Raw genomic sequence first — 21,171 nt, 5'->3', positions numbered from 1 at the left:
AGCCAGTGCGACGATCGCGAGAGAGGTGACCGATGACTGAGACCCCTCAGGCCAGCCAGCAGCGCATACTCGCGGGCCGGTACGCCATCGGCGAGTTCATCGGCCAGGGTGGAATGGCAACGGTGTACCGCGGCACTGACACCAAACTCGGTCGACAGGTTGCGATCAAGATCATGCGCGCGAACCTCGCGGGCGATGAGGCGTTTCGGCTGCGCTTTCGGCAAGAGGCACAGTCGGCCTCGCGCCTGGCGCACCCGAGCGTGGTCCGTGTGCTCGACGCGGGTGACGATTTGATTCAGACATCCGATGGGCCACAGCGACTCCCCTTCATCGTTATGGAGTTCATTGACGGCCAGAACCTGCGTGAACTGACATCAGTGGATCGGCTGTCGCCGACTGAGGCATGCAGAGTCGTCGAGTCGGTACTCACCGCGTTGGAGTATTCTCACCGGGCCGGCATCGTGCACCGCGACATCAAGCCTGCGAACATCATGATCACCCGAACCGGTCAGGTGAAGGTGATGGATTTCGGGATCGCGCGCGCGGTCTCCGAAACGTCTTCGACGGTCCAGCAGACCACCGCCATTCTCGGCACCGCGGCCTATTTCTCTCCCGAACAAGCGAAGGGCGAGACGGTCGATACGCGAACCGATCTCTACTCCACAGGGATTCTCCTTTACGAGCTGCTTACCGGTGACGTGCCCTTCCGCGGTGAAACCGCGGTAGCGGTCGCCTACCAACACGTTAGTGAACGGCCCCAGACTCCGAGCGAACGCGATCCGCAGGTCTCGCCCGAGCTTGATCGGGTGATTCTCCACTCCCTGGCGAAGGACCGCGCTCGGCGCTTTCAAACCGCCTCCGAGTTCAGAGACGCACTTCGCCTCGCCCGAGACGGGATCATGCCACGGCTGGGATCGGGAGACGAGCAAGCTCCGGTGCTCTTCACCGGTGGTGAGGAGACTTCGGAATCCGACCTGGCGCTGCGACGCCTCTCCGAGGGCGGCAGCACCGCCCGGTCACAGAGTCGGCCCCCGGTGATGTGGGTCTGGGTGGCCATCCTGACTGTTGTCGCTGTCGTCGCCGCCGTGGTGTTCTGGTTAGCTGCGCTTGCCCCGAAGACCTTTACCCCGAGTAACACACGTGAGGTTCCCGAACTCATCAGCGTCGATCGAGACGCTGCGTTTGACGCGCTGATGGAACTGGGCCTGGTTCCGGTGCCGACGGAACTCCCCGACGAGGAGATCCCCGCGGATCACGTGATCCGCACCGATCCCGCCGCTGGGGAGCGTGTGACGACGAACACGACCATCCGGGTCTACATTTCCACCGGCCCGGAGTCGCCCGAAGTGCCCGAGATCGGCGGAATGAGTCTCGCCGACTACACCGCTGCCCTCGAGGGGCTCGGTCTGACCGTGGGTATGGTGACCACCCAAGACAACTCGGACCAGCCGGGCGACCGTGTCCTCGCGGTGAGCCCCGAACCCGGAAGCGCGCTTCCACGCGGTCGAGCCGTTGACGTGACGGTTTCCAGCGGAATGGTCATCGTGCCCGATGTCACTGGACAGTCGATTCAGGCCGCGACCGCAATGCTTGAGGGGCTGAACCTGGTCACCAGCGTGAAGCCAAACCCAGGCTGCCTGCAGCAGGCCGGAGTGCCGGTGGTGCAGCAGTCAATCGTTGGGCAGCAACCGCAGGGCTCTGCAATTGAGATTCAATACTGCTCGGGCTAGTCGTTCGAGCTGGTGCTGAGGAGCGGTGACAGCGTCGCGGCAATCTGAGCGGCGTTGACCGCGCCGCACACCCCGAGCCAGTTTGCGAGTTGCTGATACCCGCCCTCGGTGAGTACCGACTCAGGATGGTACTGCACGCCGTAGATGGGCAACTCGCGATGACGGAGTGCCATCACGATCCCCCCCTGTGTTTCCGCTGTGACCACAAGATCTTGGGGCACGGTGCCCCGCACCACCGCGAGTGAGTGGTAGCGCGTCGCCGCAAAATCGGACGCAACCCCGTCGAAGAAGGAATCCCCCGTGTGATGCACATGAGAAACCTTTCCGTGCATCAGTTCGTCGGCATGGGTGACCGTAGCGCCTAGAGCCTCGGCGATGGCCTGGTGCCCGAGGCACACACCCAACACAGGCACGCCGGTGCGGAGGGCAATGTCAACCATGGGAATGGAGATACCCGCGTCTGCCGGGGTTCCTGGCCCCGGGGATATGAGCACCCCGTCAACCTCTGCCACCAGCTTCTCAAGCTCACCGATACTCACATCATCGTTTCGAATCACCTGGGTCTCAGCACCGAGTTGCTGCAGGTACCCGTTGAGCGTGTAAACAAAGCTGTCGTAGTTGTCGATTACCAGAATCCGAGTCATCACTCCACCGTCGTTTCTTGAGTCACCAGAAGGGTCGCAACGTAGGGGTACACGAAAGCGATCAAAGTGTAGACCACTGCAGCGAGCACCGCGAGAATCACTATCAATCTGATCCACGCAGGGCCCGGGAAAAATCTCCAAATCAGTGAAAACATCAGCTCACCATCCCTCCGAGATTCGGATTCACCGCACTAAGTTCGGCGGGAGGGCCGACACTCAGTGGCTGAAAGCTCTCGAGCACCGCATACGCAATCGCACGCTCGGCATCCCCCGCATCCTTGGGATGGCAGGTGGTGAGTGTCAGGATCTGATCCACACCGGGAGTACCAGTCAACCTTGGGAACGGGTTCAGCACGTCGACCTCGTTTGGCCACACATACTCGAATGACCGGAATGTGTAGGTATACCAACCCTGAGCGGTCTGAACATACAGTGGATCACCGACCCGGAGATTCATGATCTCTTTGAAGGAATTGATCAGTGGCCCTGACCGATGGCCGGCAACCGCGAAGTTTCCTGGCTCGCCCGGCATCTGGGTTGTCTCGTAGCGCCCGATCCCCTTTTCGTCGAGGTTCAGCACCGTCCACCAGTCGGTTGTCTCTGCCATACGATTCGCGTAACTTGCACCAAACGCGGGCACGTACAGCACACCGAAGACCTCGGCTGGGGCAACCCTTTCCGTCACCGCCGTCTCGCCGGTCCACGCGGTGGGTTGTTCGTCTGCGGCAGCTGCCCAGGCAGCAGAGTCAATCGCCGAGAGTTCAGCCTGCTTCTCTGTGACCACGACGCCAGTTTGCCAGGGTTGCCACACCAGGTATCCGGCTACGGCAAGCCCGCTGACAAAGAGAATCTCCCCAATAACGGTCAACGGGCTGAGTCTGCCACGACGGCGCCGCACTCGACTCGCCCCGCCGTCGTGTGCGGCGTCGCGGTGCTCGGATGCGTGGGACATGCCCACATTCTATTTCTCCCGGCTGTGAGGCGGGGAGAAGCTCCAGGTAGACTCGTCCGTATGGCAGCTGCGGGTAAAAATGTGAATAAGCGTAAGTCGAAGGCGGTAGAGAACCGCTCCGACCAGGCATCGGTGAACTCCAGTGACATTCCAAACCCGGTGTGGTTCAAGCCGGTGATGTTTGGCTTCATGTTGCTGGGTCTCGTGTGGATCGTGCTCTACTACATCACGAGCTCAACCGTGCAGTTGCCGATTCCCGCTTTCGGACAGGCGAATATCTTTGTCGGTTTTGGACTGGTGCTGGTCGGCTTCCTCATGACTCCATGGTGGAAGTAGTCTGCTGACTCCTCCAGGGGAATCACACGGGTGTAATTCTCCCCAGGTGGGGATAGATCTGTGGATAACTACCAGCCGACTGTGATCGGCGGCACCACCAGGAACAGCCCCGACAACACGCAGAGCACGGCCGCAACGGCGAGCAGCGAGGCCACCCGGGTGCCCTTGCGTCTCGGGCCGCGAGTTGAGAGCAATACCCACATCGTCAGTGCCCCGACGATCATCCCACCGAGATGCGCCTGCCATGATATTGAGGCACCCGGAAGTAGGCCGATCGCGAAGTTGATGGCGATCAACACGGCAAGAGATGTCACGTTCACGCGGGCGGCCTTATAGGCGACGAGCGTCGCAGCCAGGAGGCCGAAGATCGCGCCCGAGGCACCGACCGTCGCGACCTGCAGCGATTGCACGTCGACATACGCCCAGAGCATGACCCCGAGTGATCCACCGAGGCCAGAAAAGAGATACAACAGGAGGAACGCGCCCCGACCGATCATCTGCTCGAGGTTCCGACCAAATAGCCAAAGCGCGAGCATGTTGAAAAGTATGTGAAACACGAACCCCGTGGAGTGCGTGAACATCGCCGTGAGCATCCTCCACGGCTCGAAGAGTTGCGGCATTGAGTAAAGCGGTGCGTACCACAGCGTGCGGGTGACTTCATTGTCGCCAAAATTCGCACTCAGCACCTGTGCTGCGAACACGAGACCACACAGCACCATAATGCTGTAAGTGATGACCGGAGTGCCGGGTGCGGCCAACTTCCGCGCCGTCACGCGCGTTGATCGCTGCGCTCGTTGCGCGACACTGGGCCGGGTTTGCTTCACGCAATCGGTGCAGAGCACGCCGACTGCAGAAACGTGCTGACAATCGGGGCATATCGTGCGCCCGCATCGCTGGCACAGGGTGAAGCTGTGTCGATCAGGGTGCCTGAAGCAGATGTCATCCGGGCCGAACTCGGCCCGTTCGCCGAACTGCGGCCCGGATGCATCTCTCGACACCTGCTTAGACCTCGGTAATCTCAACGCCGGTCATCACGACATCTTCGTTCGGGCGATCCATCGGGCCAACGGGCACTGCGGCGATCGCGTCAACCACAGCCTTCGAGGCATCATCGGCAACCTCGCCGAAGATGGTGTGCTTGCCAGTCAGCCAACCGGGGGCGGTCGTGGTGATGAAGAACTGCGAACCGTTCGTCCCGGCAAGACGGCCTGTGAGGTCGGGTCGCTTACCGGCGTTCGCCATCGCGAGCTGGTACTTCTGGGTGAAGGCGAGCTCTGGGTGGATCTCGTCGTCAAACACGTACCCCGGCCCGCCGGTGCCCGTGCCGGTGGGGTCACCACCCTGAATCATGAAGTCCTCGATGATGCGGTGGAAGATCACCCCGTCATAGAAGCCTTTTTGGGCCAGCTCAACAAAGTTCTTCACCGTCTTGGGGGCATGATCGCCAAAGAGGTTCAGCACGATGTCGCCGTGGTTAGTATGGATGGTCGCAACAGCGGTGTGTACAGTCATGGATGCAAGTTTACGTGCTCCCCACTGACGGTGAGGCACGGTTCATCGGCTGTTCGCTAGCTTTCCCCTGTGAATTCCACACACTGGGCCGCCCATCTCGGTCGCTGTCAGTGTAGTTTTGATAGAAAGCCCGCACAGGCAACGGAGGTTTCCATGTCACTCTCACGTAAGCGTCGTCGCGAACTCAAGCGTCTGCGTTCCCAAGCCGAGGAATTGCTTGATCAACAGCGCATTGTTCTTGGTCACGCAGGATCCGTACTCCAGGAGGCCGGACGTCAGGCGAAGAACCTCGGAGGCGAATATGTAACTCCCCGAGTTAACGATGCCATCGAAGGCGTTCGCCCCACCATTGACCGTGGGGTGGTCGCTGCCCACCGTGCAGCAGACCGCGTACGGCGGGTCGCGGCACCCATCGTGGCCACGGCTTTGGCGAACACCATCCGCACACTTGAGCAGATGGAGAACCCTGACGCGGCTGGGCAGCTCCGCACCTTTGGTGAGCAACGTGGATTGCTAAAGCCCTCAAAGAATCGTCGAGTTGGCGGCGTGATCGCACTCGGTCTTGGGGTCGTCGCGGCTGCAGGAGTTGGCTACGCACTGTGGCAAGCATTCCGAAGCGATGATGAGCTCTGGGTTGCCCCGGAGGGTGAACTGTAGCTCGCAGTTCGAGGTGCAATGCGGGGGTGGCTGTGGTCGCCCCCGCATTTGTGTGTTGACGACCTTGCGTGCTTGAGGCACGCGAATCAGTGTGACTACTTGGGTGGGTTCTTGGCGGTTCGTCGTTGTCCGCCCGTCTTCGCGCGGCCGCGTTGATCTATCCCCGCCATACGAATCCCTGTTTGCACGAGCGATAGGGTCCGCAACGAGCGAATCTCGCGTATGGCTACCCATCGCGCCTCGTCAGAAGATCCATCGATCTCGTGGCGGAGTGGACCTTCCTTTACCGAGGCGCGATAGACGATCCGAATGGTGTGAAGCTCGGGCGCGGTACCCTCGGGTACTTCTTCACGCACCATCACCCGCGAGTCGACACCCAGGAGCTTCCCCACGCGAGCTTCGAGACCGGTTTCTTCGAGCACTTCGCGCACGACCGCGTCTCTTGGATCCTCGCCGGGGTCGATCCCGCCGCCCGGGAGAGTCCACCCATGTAAGTGTCCGCGACGCCAGTGGGTGAGCAGGATTCTCCCGCGCCTCTCCACCACTGCGTAGGCGGCCACCCGTAGATCCATACCCCGAGCCTAGCCTGCCAGGGTCCACTGTTGCGCCGCACTCAGGATGGGGCGTAGGCCGCGCTCCAGCCGATCACCCATCGCGACAGTCGGGCGTAGGCCTCCCGCCTGGCGAGCGGTTCCGACAGAAACACATCGTGAAGCGCGCCGTCCAGGCGCTCGATGGTCACCGAATCGCCAAGCTTCACAGCTGCACGCGCAATGAGGTCAACATCAAGCACAGTGTCCGAACGCAACATCTCGTCCCGCCAGGTCATCCCGAACTGGGATCGTGCAGACAGCAACACACACACTGGAACATCGATCTGGAGGCCTGCAGCGACTCGCGCATGACCATCGAGGATGGCGCGGAACCATCCGACCAAGACCGGGAGAGAGATCTCGGGCCGCCACAGTGGGTTTACATCGGCCTGCTCACGCGGATCCGCGACCATGCGCTGTGCGCGCTTGTAGAACCCCAAATCGAGCTGTGGCAAGGCGAGCTCCCTCGGATTCAACGAAGCACGGAAGTTCATCACCGGGGTCACCGCCTTTCGCACCGCGCCACTGAGCTGAAGTTCCAGCCACGGGCTGTTCAGGATCAGTGCGTCGGCAATCCCACGGTGCCGATCCGCCCACAGACTCAGTGTGAGCCCCCCCGTGGAGTGGCCGAGAAGCACCAGCCGACGGTCGGACGTGCTCCGAGCGTCGGGTGCCAGCCGGTGCCCCATTTCCTCGAGGGCGAGCGCAATCTCCAGGTCGTAGTCAGCGAGGTCTTCCACGTAGCCAGGCGTCTGGCCCTCACGCAGGCTACGTCCGCATTTCCTCAGGTCAAGCGCGAAGAATCTCGCTCCCCGGGCTGTCCAGAATTCAGCCAGGCCGCGCTGGAAGAAATAGTCAGACCAACCGTGCACATAGAGCACGTCAACGTCACTCAGTGGCTGGGGAGCCCTCAGTGCCCGCTCCCAGAAGTTCCGTGGTCGAGGGATGGATCGGACGAGTGTCGCCTCCACGGGGCCTTCAGCGTCCTCACCGAGATCAAGTCGCAAGAATTCGAAACCCTCACCCAGTACATCTGCGCGCCATCCGCTCATGCAGCCAGTCTAGAGAACCTGATGCCGCCTTCGGAGGCGCCTGGTCGTTATACAAAATGGAAGAAGCCCACCAGATAATCTGGTGGGCTTCCGTGTTGTGGATCCTGGGAGAATCGAACTCCCGACATCCTGCTTGCAAAGCAGGCGCTCTACCAACTGAGCTAAGGACCCGCGGGTTCAATGCTATCTCACGACAACATCGGTGGGGCTACCAGGACTTGAACCTGGGACCTCTTCATTATCAGTGAAGCGCTCTAACCGCCTGAGCTATAGCCCCGTGACCAAGAACTGACTCTACCGGAAACCAGCGGAAATCTGAAATCGGGCACTCCTTGGACGTATCCTCGCACACGAAATTTGCGCGAGGACGACACCTAATTGCTCGTAAATCCGAGTTGAAAGCCGCCGATGACACGGACCAAGAGGTTGTAAATCACCGAAGCGACGGCACCGAGCGCCGTGCCAACAATGACATTCAAGATCCCGACGACGATCGCGAAACCAAATACCTGCGCAAACCCAAAGAACGCAAGCAGACTGTTTTGATCACCCACGATGTCCATGAAGAGTGAGTCGAGTTGGCTCAACACCCCGGTGGAGACGAGCACCGTGTAGACCAGAATGATGGCGACGACGCCCACGATTGCGAGGCTCAACGACACGAGAAAAGAGAACTTCACTGCAGACCAGAAGTCGACGTACACGAGCTTCAGGCGAACCTGCTTCGCCGGTGCCTTCTTTCTCGTCTTCTTGGCCAGCTTGTCGGCGACAGTGTTACTCATTCACGTCTTCCTTAGGTTCTTCCGGCCCAGTAATTGCCGCTTCGGCAGGTGTTTCAGCGTCTTCGACCGGAGCCTCGTCGAGGCCACGCTCCGCATTACGCGCGATGCCAATGATACGGTCACCCTCTGGGAATCGCGCAAACACGACCCCCATTGTGTTCCGCCCCTTCGCCGGCACCTCTGCGACATTCGAACGAACCACCTTGCCGGTCGCGAGTACGACGAGCACTTCGTCGCTCTCATCAACGATAAACCCACCGACGAGATCACCTCGGTTTTCATCGAGCTTGGCCACCTTAATGCCGTAGCCACCCCGCTGCTGTACCCGATACTCGTCAACCGCCGTGCGTTTCGCATAGCCGCCCTCGGTCACCACAAATACGTAGCCACCCTCGGTAATTGTTGAGGCGGTGAGAAGCGCATCTCCCTCACGGAAGTTCATCCCGCGAACTCCGCTCGTCGAACGCCCCATGGGTCGAAGCGCCTGATCTGAAGCGGTAAAACGTACCGACATTCCCTGTCGGGAGATCAGGAGAACGTCATCGTCAGCGGTTGCGATCAGCGCCGAGACGAGCTCATCGCCCTCTCTGAGCTTGATAGCAATGATTCCACCCGTGCGATTGGTATCGTACTCCGTCAGTGCGGTCTTCTTCACGAGACCATCGCGGGTGGCGAGTACCAGGTATCCCCCGTCATCAAAGCTCCGCAATGCGAGTACTTGAGTGACAAGTTCGTCAGGTCCGAGCGCGAGCAAGTTCGCGAGGTGTTGACCCTTTGCGTCACGACCTCCCTCTGGAATCTCGTAGGTCTTCGCCCGATACACTCGCCCGGTGTTGGTGAAGAACAAGAGCCAATGGTGGGTCGTGGTGACAAAGAAGTGTTCGACTATGTCATCGGCGCGAAGTTGCGCGCCCTTGACACCCTTCCCTCCGCGATGCTGTGACCGGTAATTGTCGATTCGCGTGCGCTTCACATACCCACCTCGAGTGATGGTGACCACCATCTCCTCCTCGGGGATAAGGTCTTCCATCGACATGTCGCCATCGAAGCCGTGCAAAATGGTGGTTCGGCGATCGTCTCCGAACTTGTGCACCAGTTCATCGAGCTCTTCAACCACAATCTGCCGCTGCGCGGACGAGGAGGCAAGAATTCCCTGGAATTCGGCGATTTGAAGCTCAAGCTTGGCGGCAAGATCGAGAATCTTCTGCCTCTCCAGTGCGGCGAGTCGTCGCAGCTGCAGTCCGAGAATCGCGTCAGCCTGTATCTGGTCGACACCCAGCAGTTCCATCAAACCCTCGCGGGCAGCTTCGACTGTTGAGGATCGACGAATCAGTGCGATCACCTCATCGAGGGCATCCAGGGCCTTCAGGTAGCCGCGCTGGATGTGAGCTTCGGCTTCGGCCTTGCGCAGCCGGAACTCGGTCCGGCGCACGATGACCTCGACCTGATGCCTCGCCCACGCAGTAATGAAGCCGTCGAACGCGAGAGTACGGGGCACTCCGTCGACAATCGCGAGCATGTTTGCGCCAAAGTTTTCCTGCAGCTGCGTGTGCTTGTAGAGATTGTTCAGCACCACCTTTGCGATTGCATCCCGCTTCAGCACGATTACCAAGCGCTGGCCGGTACGTCCACTCGATTCGTCTCGAATGTCGGCGATGCCCTGTATCTTCCCGTCTTTCACCAAGTCAGCGATCTTCACCGCCAGGTTGTCCGGGTTGACTTGGTACGGCAGTTCTGTCACAACGAGGCAATTGCGCCCACGCAACTCCTCAATGCTCACCACGGCACGCATGGTGATCGAACCACGTCCGGTTTGATACGCTTCCCGGATCCCTTTGCTTCCCAGAATCTGCGCACCAGTGGGAAAATCAGGTCCCTTTACACGTTCCATGAGCGCCTCAAGGAGTTCCTCCCGAGTTGCCTCAGGATGCTCCAGGTGCCACTTCGCCGCGTCTGCGACCTCACGGAGGTTGTGTGGTGGGATATTTGTCGCCATGCCGACCGCGATGCCAACCGAGCCGTTCACCAGAAGATTCGGAAAGCGAGCGGTGAGGACGGTCGGTTCACGCGTGCGACCATCGTAATTGTCCTGAAAATCGACAGTGTCTTCGTCGATGTCGCGCACCATCTCCATGGCGAGCGGAGACATCTTCGTTTCTGTGTATCGGTGGGCAGCCGCCCCATCATTGCCTGGTGACCCAAAGTTGCCCTGCCCGAGCGCCAGCGGATAGCGCATCGCCCACGGCTGTACCAGCCTGACAAGCGAGTCATACACGGCGGTGTCGCCGTGTGGATGGAACTGACCCATGACATCGCCAATGACGCGCGTGCACTTCGAGAACGCCTTGTCGGGCCGGTAACCGCCGTCATACATGGTGTAAATCACACGACGGTGCACGGGCTTGAGGCCGTCTCGCACGTCGGGAAGAGCACGCCCGACGATGACGCTCATTGCATAATCGAGGTACGATCGCTGCATTTCCAGCTGAAGATCGACCTGGTCGATTCTGCCGTGGATTCGCTGAGCCTCTTCGGCACTCGTCTCTGGGATCTCGCGTTCTGGAGTCTGGTTCTCAGATGTCAAGGAAGCGCACGTCCTTCGCGTTCTGTTGGATGAAGTTCCGGCGTGATTCCACGTCTTCTCCCATGAGCGTGGAGAAGATTTCATCTGCCGCTGCTGCGTCGTCCATGGTGACTTGCAGCAGTGTTCGTGTCTCTGGGTTCATTGTGGTCTCCCACAACTCCTCATAATTCATTTCACCGAGACCCTTGTAACGCTGCACGCCGCTCTCTTTCCCGAGTCGCTTTCCCGCCTCGGCCCCGAAAGAGAGTCTCGCGTCACGTTCCGAATCACTGAAAACATACTCGTGCTCCGCATTTGTCCACTTGATGCGATAGAGCGGTGGCTGGGCCAAATAGACGTACCCCATATCAATCAGCGGCCTCATGTACCGGAACAACAGCGTGAGCAGCAGTGTCGTGATGTGTTGACCGTCGACATCTGCATCGGCCATCAAGACGATCTTGTGATATCTGGCCTTGCCCGGATCAAAGTCTTCCCCGATACCCGCACCGAATGCGGTAATCATTGCCTGGACTTCGGCGTTACCAAGTGCCCGGTCTAGTCGCGCCTTCTCAACGTTCAGGATCTTTCCGCGAAGCGGCAATATCGCCTGCGTCTCCGGGTTGCGTCCGGTCTTTGCGGAGCCCCCGGCGGAATCGCCCTCAACAATGAAGATTTCGGAAAGCGTAGGATCCTTGCTTGCACAGTCCGAGAGCTTCCCCGGCATTCCCCCAGACTCAAGCAAACCCTTGCGCCGGGCCGTTTCTCTGGCCTTTCGTGCGGCGAGCCGTGCAGTCGCAGCCTGAATCGACTTTCGGATGATGTCCTTCGCAGCACCGGGGTTACGCTCAAACCAGTCCCCGAGTTGGTCGCCTACGACTTTCTGAACGAAAGCTTTCGCCTCAGTGTTGCCGAGCTTTGTCTTCGTCTGCCCCTCGAACTGCGGTTCACCAAGTTTCACCGAAAGTACTGCTGTGAGGCCCTCGCGCACATCCTCACCGGAGAGATTCTCATCCTTGTCTCGCAAGAAGTTCTTCTCTCGCGCATAGCGATTGACCAGTGTGGTCAGCGCTGCGCGAAAACCCTCCTCATGGGTGCCACCTTCGTGCGTATTGATGGTGTTTGCGTAGGTGTGAACGCTCTCTGTGTAGGACGTTGTCCACTGCATCGCGACTTCTGCGGAAATCCGACGCACTGTGTCTTCTGATTCGAAAGAGATGATCTCTTCGTGCACAAGGTCAGCTCGCTTGGCGGCATTGAGGTGTCGAACGTAATCTTCGATGCCACGTTCATACTGAAATTCGTCTCGAGGAGCCTCGGGAACGATCAATTCACCGTGCTCGTTCTCGGTCGGCTCTTGCGGGCGCAGGTCGGTGAGCGTGATCCGCAGCCCCTTATTAAGGAACGCCATCTGCTGAAAGCGGGTCCGGAGCGTGGTGTAGTCAAATTCGACAGTTTCGAATATCTCGGCGCTTGGCCAGAATGTGATTGTGGTTCCGCTCTGATCATTCGCCTCGCCCTTAGCGAGTGGAGCATTGGGAACACTATCTGTGAATGACATGTTCCACGTGAAACCTTGACGTCGAACCTGTACCTCAAATCGAGAAGAAAGAGCGTTCACCACAGAAGAGCCCACGCCGTGGAGTCCCCCAGAGACGGCATAGCCGCTTCCGCCGAACTTTCCCCCAGCGTGGAGCACCGTGAGAACGACCTCGACAGTGGACCGACCCTCGGTCGGATGCATATCAACGGGAATGCCTCGCCCGTTGTCAACAACCCTCACTCCACCATCTTCGAGAATCGTGACGTGAATTGTGTCACAGTGGCCAGCCAGTGCCTCATCCACCGAGTTGTCCACGATCTCGTATACCAGGTGGTGCAGTCCGCGCGGGCCTGTCGATCCGATGTACATTCCGGGGCGCTTGCGCACCGCTTCGAGACCTTCAAGTACCTGGATATCTCCGGCACCGTATTCTTGTTCGGCCGTGGCCTGTTCTGAAGTCATACTGTGATGGTTCCCTCTACCCGCGTTTCAGGGTGGTATTTCGCGCCGGGTACTTTCGGACACTAGCCTATCAATGCGCAGTCGCGAGACGGGCCTTTCGGGGCGATTCAGGGCCGTTCTTCGCACGGGATCAACCCCGGGTTCTCGGGTGCGAGTGGTTCCGTTCCGCTTTCCCCTTCCCAGAAGCCCTGTTCGAGAAAAATTCGTGTGAATCAGAACGGAAGAATTGCTCCATAAAGTAGCACTCTTCTCCCCCTAGCCATAGGTGTCTCGCGGACCCCGTCCGGAGACCGTACGTCTTCCATGTCTCCAGCTCGGCGCGCCGGGTGCCAAGAACTTGATCTCTCGTATTTCCGCGTTTGGGTATTCGTCCAGGACTCGGGTGAGAATTTCGCCTCGAAGTCTCCGGAGTTCCGTGGCCCACGCCGTGGAGTCGCACTGCACCACCAACGTTCCGTCTCTCAATTCAGTGATCTCGGTGTGTTCGGCGGTCGACTCGCCAATGAGGACCGGCCATTCAGCAATAAGACGGGCTTGCTCGAGTTCAAGTTTCCATCCGAGATCCTGCGCGGTGCCGGTAAGTATCTGACCCAAAGGTTGCGGGTCCCGTCCTCGTCCGAACGGGACGCTTCCCGAAACTACATTCCCAGAGCCAACCCTTTTCCTGAGCGGTAGGCCCTTCCAGTGGGCCTTCGCCCTAAGGTATGCATTGCTCGCGAACCCTGTGTCAGTGCTGCCGCCCACCGGATTTCCCCTCCCCGAGTTCTCCCTCCACAACGTCGGTCACTTGCCCTGACGCAATGTGTATTCTCCGTCCGGTAGTGCCAGTCGGGAGGTCCCCCTCAACCGCGGCTGTCACTAAGACCTGCTCAAAGTCTCCTACGGCGTTCATCAGTCGCGACCTTCGGTGAGCATCTAATTCCGCAAAGACATCGTCAAGAACAATTACCGGATCTCCGACTGGAGATTCTGCGCGAAGTAGTGCGGCGAGTGCCAGGCGCATCGAGAGCGCAAACGACCAAGACTCACCATGGCTTGCGTACCCACGGACTGGCAGGCCATTGAGTGCGAGATGGAGATCGTCTCGATGCGGGCCGATTAATGTGACGCCCCGCTCTAGTTCGAATCGATGAACTCCCGCGAGCGCCTCGGCGAACTGCTGGGCAATTGTTTCACGTGAAACATAGAGATCATCCCGCACTGGTGGTTCAGGCGGAGTCTGGGATGTTTCACGTGAAACACTACCGCTCGTTTTCACCTGTCCAGCAGACTCCACCAATACAAGGTGAGGCGAATGATCCGACAGCACCAGCGCCTGATAGCTAGACACTAAATGGGGGAGCAACTCGTGCACCAGCTGCTGCCTGGCATGCATGATTCGAGAACCCAGCTCAATCAGCTGGTCGTCCCAAACGCCGAGAGTCTCGGCTACGGCATCCTTCTTGCCGGTCAGTCTGGCCGATTTCAGGAGTGAGCTCCGTTGTTTCACTACGCGATCATAATCCGCGAGAATGCCAGCGAGTCGCGGATGACGCGCCACGAGTGCCTCATCGAGAAACTTCCTTCGAATCGCTGGCTCTCCCCGCACCAAACTGAGATCCTCGGGCGCGAAAACGACGGCGGAAAACCAACGGGTCAGCTCCCGAGGCTTACTAGGATTACGATTAACTTGCGCCCGATTCGGTTGGCCGCGATTCAGTTGAATCTCCAGGAGCGCCTCTCGCTCCAAGACTGCGATTCGCATCCGAGCAACCGCGGAATCCGCTCCGGCTCTGATCAGGGCACTGTCGCTACTGACGCGATGGGAACTCAACGACGAGAAATACGCGATCGCCTCAACCAGATTTGTCTTCCCTTGGCCGTTCTCACCGACAATCAGATTGACTCCGGGCGCGAAGCCCACCTCGGCTGATCGATAGTTGCGAAAGTCACTCAACGAGAGATGCGTCACCCGCATCTTGAACTCCTAACGGAGGAGAAGGTTGGGCTGCAGGAGGTAGCGGAAGCTCTGCTCGTCGAGTTCGTCTTTACTTCGCTGGCTCGTGATAAGTACCGGACCCGGCTTACTTGCGTTGTCTGTGCGCGTGAAGCCAATTCGAGCAAATTCGGCATGGGTTGAGCGCAGCCCATCGAGCAGGAACTGAGGCTTCAGCGAAACCACCATCTCATCACCAACAAGATGAGCGTCCACAGTCTCGACCGCTTGAGCCGTCTCTGTTCCTGCGGCTTCGAGTGTCACTTGCCCCTCGACGAAGGAAAACCGAAGCGCCGCTTCTCGCTCGAGCACCAAGCCCACGCGTCCGACCGCCTCAACGAGCTCGGCTGTATTGACAACCGCATAGTTCTCAATACTTTCGGGAAACAGACGCCCGACGGGAGGATAGTTTCCTTTGATCAAGAGCGAGGTCACCGTCTTGTTGCCTCCGGTGAAGGCAACTAACTCACGGTCCGAGTCCTTCACAATAGCGACCTCGACTGTGCCGTCGCCGCCGAACATCTTCCCAACCTCGATGACGACCTTGGCCGGCACAAGTGCGGTGAGCGTTGGGTCTCCGCCGAGAGGCTGCCAATCGATCCGCCGTGTAGCGACACGATAGCGATCGGTTGCGGTGAGGGTGAGTGCATTTTCGGCAATCTCGAACTGAACGCCGGTGATTACCGGGGTGACATCGTCTTTCGATGCGGCGAGGGAAACCTGAGCGATTGCCTCGGCAAAGACGTCGGCCGGAACTGAACCCGAAACCGAGTCAACTCTCGGTACCTGGGGATATTCTTCTACGGGCATTGCGGGCAGACTGAACGAGGAGGCCCCGCAACGGACCTGGATTCTTGTGTCAATCAGCGAGATCTCAACATCCGAGTGCGGCAGCCGCTGTGCGATTTCGCCGAGAAGTCGGCCGGAAACGAGTGCGCGTCCAGGTTCACCTGTGTCGGCAATGACCGTCGTTCGAGCAGAGGTCTCATAATCGAACGCTGACAGGGTAATTTCATCGCTCGAGGCCTCCAGCAGCACACCGCTGAGCAGAGGCTGTGTCGGCCTCTGGGGAAGTAGCTTGACGGCAAATGAAACGGCCTCACTAAACACGTCACGATTGACGGTGAAACGCATGCCAGCTCCTTGCACAGTTCTGAGTCTGCAACCAGATCCTCGAGCATCGAGGGTCGCCCGACAATCTTTGCACACTCCTGGCTCGCGTAGTCAGTGAAAGGTCCTAGCGGGCACCTGGCGGGGGCTATCCACAACGTGATGGAACGCCCAATGAATGATGAATAGATAGTTAATAGTAATAGGGACTGTGGAAACTGTGGATAACTCGCCCGATCGTCGCAGGCGACTGGGAACTACAGGCGTGTGAGTTGTACGGAGAGGGTGGATAGCGTGTGATCCGCGCAATCCTGCGGGAGTCAGAGGGGAAACGACTTTCCACAGTGGTGATCGACTTCCGCACAGATTACCGAAAGTTGTCCCCAATTATTCACAACTTCTTTCCCCCTTGTGGATAACTGTGAGGTGGATGGACCTATCGAGATGCCTGTTTGATGCGGGTAGTCAGTTCGGTCACCTGGTTAAAGATGGATCGTCGTTCGGCAATAAGCTGTGTGATCTTCCGGTGCGCGTACATCACGGTGGTGTGATCTCGCCCTCCGAAGAGCTGGCCGATCTTAGGAAGAGAGAGCGGAGTAAGTTCTCTGCACAGATACATCGCGATTTGTCGGGCAGTGGCTATTTGCTGGGCCCGGGATGGGCCGTATAGCTCGTCGAGGGCAAGATCAAAGTATTCAGCAGTGTGGCTGATGATGTCGGTCGGCTGTACCTCATTGTCCTCATCTAAGGTGATGAGATCCTTCAGCACTGTCTGGACCAGGGGCATATCAACACGTTGTTGGTTCAGACTGGCAAAAGCCGTCACTCGAATGAGGGTTCCCTCAAGTTCGCGAATGTTCGATGTGAACTTTGAGGCAATGAACTCCAGAATGTCGTGATCGATCTCGAGATTCTCTCGCTTCGCCTTCTTTCGGAGGATCGCAATACGCGTCTCGAGATCGGGCACCTGAATATCGGTGAGCAAACCCCACTCAAATCTGGATCGCATGCGATCCTCGAAGCCGCGAAGCTGCTTCGGCGGCACATCACTCGTAATGACAACTTGCTTGCTGTGATCGTGAAGGGTGTTGAACGTATGAAAGAAGGCTTCCTGGGTCTCGGCTTTTCCCTCAAGAAACTGAATGTCATCGACCAGAAGGATATCTACGCTGCGATATCGCGCGTGGAAGGCCGCACCCTGGTTATTTGCAATCGAATTGATGAAATCGTTCGTAAAATCTTCGGAGCTCACATACCGAACCCGAATTTCGGGAAAAAGTTCCCTCGCGTAGTGACCAATTGCGTGAAGAAGGTGGGTTTTTCCAAGGCCAGAATCGCCGTAGATAAACAACGGGTTATATGCCCGGGCGGGCGCCTCCGCAACGGCGACGGCGGCAGCGTGGGCAAAGCGATTCGATTGCCCGATCACAAACGAATCAAAACGGTACTTCTCGTTGAGTCGACTATCAGCCAGATCATGTTGCCCATGGCGAGGGCGCGGTTCCTCCACCGGACGCACATGTTCGACAGACGGGGGAACCGTGAGGTGATTCTGCCAAGCAGGGCTTTCTTCCGGCTCGGGGTCGATAGCCGGCTGTGCATCGATGTCAACGATAACGACGAAACTTTCAATCTCAGCTGCATCTGAGATAGCGGAGACCGCCTGCATGATCGAGGGACGTAACCGATTCTCGAGGAGCTTGAGAGTGAATTCATGCTGAACCGCGAGAAATAGGGTGCCTGCGCTGATGCCGCGGGGCACCGCGAGCGCAAGTTGTGCGCCGACAGCAGGGCCCACCTGTGGGTCGCTCATTACCGCATGGGTGATTTGCGCCCAGACGCGTTGTACGTCATCTTCAGTCACGTGTACTTCCGAAATTCTTCCGACTAACCAACAGTAGATTCCCCAATTCCATCCACAGGGTGACGGGGTAAAAAGGCGTAATCATGCGGGAAACGGTTCGCTATTGACACCTGCGCCCACGTTAGTCACAGAATTGTCCACAGGCAAGTCACCTGCCAGAACACGCCGCGGAAGCTGAACTGTTTCACGCAGGGTGGGCGGATAATCAATCGTCTCCGAGTGCTCGACTTTGACTTACCCGGGAAATCGGCGTATCTTTGGATCCTTGTATGGGTGCAACCCAGTTGTCGCCCTGCCCAGATTCGACTTCCTCGTCACTGAAGCGTCGGGGATCTATTCCATAAGTCACGGAGTCTTCACAATGAGCAAGCGCACTTTCCAGCCAAACAACCGCCGTCGTGCCAAGGTGCACGGTTTCCGCGCTCGTATGCGTACCCGCGCGGGCCGTGCGATCGTTGCCGCACGTCGCGGCAAGGGCCGCACGAAGCTCACTGCGTAGCCTTCACGCAGACGATCGTGCCTGCCAGGCAGCACCGAATTACTCGGGGCGATGACTATCGGCGCATCGTACGAAACGGATACCGCGTGGGTGGTGCTTTGTGCATCACCCACGCGGTTTTGCGTGTGCACGATGACACCGGGGCTGCGAGCGACGAAACTCGCTCGACACAGCAACCACTACCCGCACGCTTCGGATTCATCGTCTCAAAAGCTGTTGGCGGGGCCGTCACTAGAAACCTGGTGCGTCGACGCCTCAAAGGAATCGTTGAACGGCATCTGGGGAGTGGATTCACCGGAGTCGACATAGTGCTTCGTGCATTACCCACAAGCGGGAGCGCTCAGTTCTCAGACTTGAACCGGGAGATCGATAGAGCTCTCGAACGGGTCGAGCGGTGGGCCCTGACTCAACAACAAGCGGTCTCACCATGAGCGTCGTGATTCGGCTTCTTGAGGAAGTCTGGCTGCTCCCCCGCAATATCGCAATCGCGTTCATGTTGGGATACCGCCGGGTACTGTCGCCCCTCTATGGCGAGGTGTGCAGGTACTATCCCAGTTGTTCACGCTACGCTTTGGAAGCGTTTCAACGGCAGGGATGTGTGGCAGGGATCGGCCTCACTATCTGGCGCTTGATCCGGTGCAATCCCTGGACTCCCGGCGGTATCGATGATGCTCCCGAGCGACGACACCCAAGATTTTCTATCAATTCCCGCGGATTCGTTCGCCCCACCACACGAAAGGCCTGATCACGGTGGATTTCATCGAGACAATTCTGTGGCCGTTGCGCTGGCTCGTCGAGCTAGTGCTCATGCTCTGGCACCAGCTCTTCACTCTTATCGGACTTGATCCGGCATCGGGGGCAGCTTGGGTGCTCTCCATCCTTGGGCTAGTGGTGGTCGTTCGATCGCTTCTCATCCCCGTCACCGTTCGGCAGATCAAGGCCCAGCGGCGAATGATGGATCTCGCGCCCGAGATGAAGAAGGTGCAAGCGAAGTACAAGGGCAAGAGCGATCAGTTCTCGCGCGAGGCCATGAGTCGCGAGACGATGGCGCTCTATAAGAAGCACGGAACGAATCCATTTTCCTCGTGCCTACCCATCTTGATTCAGATGCCCATCTTCTTTTCGCTCTTCTACGTGCTGCGCAACGCCTCGGAAAACAAGCCGGGCATCGGGTTCATGGGCGAAGACCTGACGCAAAGCTTCAATGCGGCCACGGTATTCGGGGCGCCACTCAAGATGACCTTCACTCAGGGCTGGGAATCCGGACAGTGGAGCGTTGTGATTCTGCTGGGCTTCATCGTCATTGCCATGATCGCCTCGCAGTTCTTCACCCAGTTGCAGATCATGTCGAAGAACATCTCTGATGAGACCAAGGCATCCCCGATGTACCGACAGCAGAAGATCATGCTGTACATCATCCCGTTCGCCTTCCTGTTCTCCGGTGTCGCTTTCCCGCTCGCACTCAACATCTATTGGTTCACCTCGAACTTGTGGACGATGGGTCAGCAGTTCATTGTGATTCACAACATGCCGACGCCCGGAAGTGATGCATGGCGTGCGCGACAGGCTCGTCTGCGTGCCAAGGGAAAGCTCAGCCCAGAGGAACTTGAGATCGAAGAGGCCCGCGAGGCAAAGGCCGAGGCCCAGGGGCAACGACAGCAACCGAAGAGCGCCAAGCGTTCAAAGAAGAAGAAGTGAGGCACCGCTGATGGGAGAACGTGAAGGATTGAGCGAACTGCTTGCAGAGCCCACCGCCGATCAGCTCGAAGTTGAGGGTGATCTGGCGGCTGACTACATCGAGGGTCTGCTTGACATTGCCGACCTCGACGGCGATCTCGACATTTCTGTGGCGAGCGGCCGCGCGTACCTTTCGGTGACGGGCGGCGGAGAAGACATCGATCACCTGGCAATGCCAGATGTAGTTCAGGCATTGCAGGATCTCACTCGCCTCGCCATCCAGAGCGAAACCGGTCGCTTTTCGCGCCTCATTCTCGACATTGGTGGATCGCGGGATGCTCGCGCCACTGAGCTCCGTGGCATGGTTGACGCTGCTGCGGCACAGATTGCGGCCGGTCGTGCTGAGGTGGGGCTTGAGCCCATGTCGTCGTATGAGCGGAAGCTGGTGCACGATCTCGTCGCCGAGCGTGGGTATCATTCCGAGTCGCGTGGTGAAGGTCGGGATCGCCGACTCGTGATCCGGCGCGCGGAGTAGTTTCACGTGAAACATGACTGAGGCTGAAATCGAGTCCGAGCCGTCTGTTTCCGCGGAAATCGCAGGGGATCGAATAGAGGTACTTCGCGCATTCGCACAGGATCTCGGAATGCGCGGAGAGACGTTGGGGCTTATTGGTCCGCTCGAAGCGCCCAGACTCTGGACCCGACACATACTCAATAGCGCGGTCCTAGCTCCGCTGATTCACGAAGGCTCGAACGTCGCCGATATCGGTACCGGCGGGGGCATGCCTGGATTGGTGCTTGCAATCTTGCGTCCGGACGCCCACTTCCATTTGGTCGAACCCATGGAGCGGCGCTGCGCCTGGCTGACCGAGCAGACGCGCATGCTGGATCTCGAAAACGTCGAGGTGAGGCGGGGTCGCGCCGAGGAGTTCCATGGAGAGCTTCTGGTCGACCAAGTCACGGCTCGAGCGGTCACGGCGCTCAAGAAACTTGTTCCCTTGACCGCCCCGCTGTTGCGCGATGGTGGGGAGATGCTCTTTTTGAAGGGGGCTTCGATCGATGCTGAGATCGATGCTGCCCAGAAGGTATTGCGCGCGCATCGCGTGCACGACGTCGTCGTTGAAGAACTTGGACTGGGTCAGCTCGAAGAGACGACTAGAGTGTTGAGAGCCCGGGTACGGTGATCCACTTGAACCCGCTCGCGACGTGACTGAGGAAGC

General features: G+C 58.6%; 22 protein-coding genes and 2 tRNA genes. 9 read left to right on the top strand and 15 right to left on the bottom strand.

Annotated features, from left to right (window positions below; genetic code table 11):
* The first annotated feature begins 32 nt into the window (after positions 1-32).
* Positions 33-1,730, top strand: a complete 1,698-nt coding sequence (pknB, locus tag ACR0R4_RS00850; RefSeq protein WP_433645431.1) for a Stk1 family PASTA domain-containing Ser/Thr kinase — start codon at positions 33-35, stop codon at positions 1,728-1,730.
* Here pknB and ACR0R4_RS00845 read toward each other — a convergent pair.
* Both ACR0R4_RS00845 and ACR0R4_RS00840 read right to left on the bottom strand, forming a co-directional pair.
* Positions 1,727-2,374 carry an anthranilate synthase component II gene (locus ACR0R4_RS00845; protein ID WP_433645430.1) on the bottom strand — a complete coding sequence of 216 codons (648 nt, stop codon included), beginning with the start codon at positions 2,372-2,374 and terminating at the stop codon, positions 1,727-1,729. The two genes, pknB and ACR0R4_RS00845, sit on opposite strands and share 4 nt — an antisense overlap.
* 154 nt (positions 2,375-2,528) lie before the next feature.
* Positions 2,529-3,326 (bottom strand): class E sortase, encoded by a 798-nt coding sequence (locus tag ACR0R4_RS00840; RefSeq protein WP_433645429.1) that lies wholly within the window; start codon positions 3,324-3,326, stop codon positions 2,529-2,531.
* A 60-nt stretch (positions 3,327-3,386) separates the two neighbouring features.
* On the opposite strand from ACR0R4_RS00840, the gene ACR0R4_RS00835 reads away from it, so the two are divergent.
* Entirely contained in the window at positions 3,387-3,662 is a 276-nt protein-coding gene (locus tag ACR0R4_RS00835; RefSeq protein ID WP_433645428.1) for a cell division protein CrgA, read from the top strand.
* Positions 3,663-3,730: 68 nt separating this feature from the next.
* On the opposite strand, the gene ACR0R4_RS00830 is transcribed toward ACR0R4_RS00835, so the two are convergent.
* Positions 3,731-4,435 carry a rhomboid family intramembrane serine protease gene (locus ACR0R4_RS00830; protein WP_433645427.1) on the bottom strand — a complete coding sequence of 235 codons (705 nt, stop codon included), beginning with the start codon at positions 4,433-4,435 and terminating at the stop codon, positions 3,731-3,733.
* A 229-nt stretch (positions 4,436-4,664) separates the two neighbouring features.
* Positions 4,665-5,174, bottom strand: a complete 510-nt coding sequence (locus tag ACR0R4_RS00825) for a peptidylprolyl isomerase (RefSeq protein WP_433645426.1) — start codon at positions 5,172-5,174, stop codon at positions 4,665-4,667.
* Between the two features lie 153 nt (positions 5,175-5,327).
* On the opposite strand from ACR0R4_RS00825, the gene ACR0R4_RS00820 reads away from it, so the two are divergent.
* Positions 5,328-5,831, top strand: a complete 504-nt coding sequence (locus ACR0R4_RS00820; protein WP_433645425.1) for a DNA/RNA helicase — start codon at positions 5,328-5,330, stop codon at positions 5,829-5,831.
* A 95-nt stretch (positions 5,832-5,926) separates the two neighbouring features.
* Here the strand turns inward: ACR0R4_RS00820 and ACR0R4_RS00815 are convergent, their stop codons facing one another.
* The 11 genes from ACR0R4_RS00815 to dnaA all read right to left on the bottom strand — a co-directional run bounded on the left by ACR0R4_RS00815 (position 5,927) and on the right by dnaA (position 17,724).
* Complete coding sequence (locus tag ACR0R4_RS00815) at positions 5,927-6,403, bottom strand: NUDIX hydrolase (RefSeq protein WP_433645424.1); 477 nt, start codon at positions 6,401-6,403, stop codon at positions 5,927-5,929.
* Between the two features lie 41 nt (positions 6,404-6,444).
* Positions 6,445-7,476: an alpha/beta hydrolase gene (locus tag ACR0R4_RS00810; protein ID WP_433645423.1), complete on the bottom strand. Its 1,032-nt coding sequence runs from the start codon at positions 7,474-7,476 to the stop codon at positions 6,445-6,447.
* Between the two features lie 98 nt (positions 7,477-7,574).
* Positions 7,575-7,647: transfer RNA gene (locus ACR0R4_RS00805), tRNA-Ala, on the bottom strand.
* A 32-nt stretch (positions 7,648-7,679) separates the two neighbouring features.
* Positions 7,680-7,753: transfer RNA gene (locus tag ACR0R4_RS00800), tRNA-Ile, on the bottom strand.
* A gap of 97 nt (positions 7,754-7,850) precedes the next feature.
* Complete coding sequence (locus ACR0R4_RS00795; RefSeq protein ID WP_433645422.1) at positions 7,851-8,258, bottom strand: DUF3566 domain-containing protein; 408 nt, start codon at positions 8,256-8,258, stop codon at positions 7,851-7,853.
* Complete coding sequence (gene gyrA / locus ACR0R4_RS00790) at positions 8,251-10,809, bottom strand: DNA gyrase subunit A (RefSeq protein ID WP_433645637.1); 2,559 nt, start codon at positions 10,807-10,809, stop codon at positions 8,251-8,253. Before gyrA ends, ACR0R4_RS00795 begins: the two co-directional genes overlap by 8 nt.
* Positions 10,810-10,831: 22 nt before the next feature.
* The gene (gene gyrB / locus ACR0R4_RS00785) at positions 10,832-12,826 is read right to left on the bottom strand and encodes a DNA topoisomerase (ATP-hydrolyzing) subunit B (RefSeq protein ID WP_433645421.1); all 1,995 of its coding nucleotides are present in this window, start codon (positions 12,824-12,826) and stop codon (positions 10,832-10,834) included.
* 255 nt (positions 12,827-13,081) lie between these two features.
* Entirely contained in the window at positions 13,082-13,570 is a 489-nt protein-coding gene (locus tag ACR0R4_RS00780; RefSeq protein WP_433645420.1) for a DciA family protein, read from the bottom strand.
* Entirely contained in the window at positions 13,554-14,783 is a 1,230-nt protein-coding gene (recF, locus tag ACR0R4_RS00775) for a DNA replication/repair protein RecF (protein WP_433645419.1), read from the bottom strand. The genes ACR0R4_RS00780 and recF overlap by 17 nt, the downstream gene beginning before the upstream one ends.
* A 9-nt stretch (positions 14,784-14,792) precedes the next feature.
* On the bottom strand, positions 14,793-15,935 hold the full coding sequence (gene dnaN, locus ACR0R4_RS00770) for a DNA polymerase III subunit beta (protein ID WP_433645418.1): 1,143 nt from the start codon (positions 15,933-15,935) through the stop codon (positions 14,793-14,795).
* A 412-nt stretch (positions 15,936-16,347) separates the two neighbouring features.
* Positions 16,348-17,724: a chromosomal replication initiator protein DnaA gene (gene dnaA, locus ACR0R4_RS00765; protein WP_433645416.1), complete on the bottom strand. Its 1,377-nt coding sequence runs from the start codon at positions 17,722-17,724 to the stop codon at positions 16,348-16,350.
* A gap of 412 nt (positions 17,725-18,136) precedes the next feature.
* On the opposite strand from dnaA, the gene rpmH reads away from it, so the two are divergent.
* From rpmH to rsmG, 6 genes are read left to right on the top strand one after another with little or no spacing between them, the layout of a single operon-like run.
* Complete coding sequence (gene rpmH, locus ACR0R4_RS00760; protein WP_382446410.1) at positions 18,137-18,274, top strand: 50S ribosomal protein L34; 138 nt, start codon at positions 18,137-18,139, stop codon at positions 18,272-18,274.
* A 17-nt stretch (positions 18,275-18,291) separates the two neighbouring features.
* Positions 18,292-18,705, top strand: a complete 414-nt coding sequence (rnpA, locus tag ACR0R4_RS00755; RefSeq protein WP_433645414.1) for a ribonuclease P protein component — start codon at positions 18,292-18,294, stop codon at positions 18,703-18,705.
* Entirely contained in the window at positions 18,702-19,019 is a 318-nt protein-coding gene (gene yidD, locus ACR0R4_RS00750; protein ID WP_433645412.1) for a membrane protein insertion efficiency factor YidD, read from the top strand. Before rnpA ends, yidD begins: the two co-directional genes overlap by 4 nt.
* A 5-nt stretch (positions 19,020-19,024) precedes the next feature.
* A complete protein-coding gene (yidC, locus tag ACR0R4_RS00745) occupies positions 19,025-19,972 on the top strand; it encodes a membrane protein insertase YidC (protein ID WP_433645411.1) in 948 nt (315 codons plus the stop codon).
* Between the two features lie 10 nt (positions 19,973-19,982).
* The gene (locus tag ACR0R4_RS00740) at positions 19,983-20,486 is read left to right on the top strand and encodes a Jag family protein (RefSeq protein WP_433645410.1); all 504 of its coding nucleotides are present in this window, start codon (positions 19,983-19,985) and stop codon (positions 20,484-20,486) included.
* Between the two features lie 13 nt (positions 20,487-20,499).
* Positions 20,500-21,135, top strand: coding sequence for a 16S rRNA (guanine(527)-N(7))-methyltransferase RsmG (gene rsmG / locus ACR0R4_RS00735; protein ID WP_433645409.1), 636 nt, complete (start codon positions 20,500-20,502; stop codon positions 21,133-21,135).
* Positions 21,136-21,171: the final 36 nt, after the last annotated feature.

The organism is Leucobacter fengyongliangi, from assembly GCF_050971685.1.
Taxonomy (GTDB): domain Bacteria; phylum Actinomycetota; class Actinomycetes; order Actinomycetales; family Microbacteriaceae; genus Leucobacter.
This window is presented reverse-complemented; position numbering and strand designations above follow the sequence as displayed.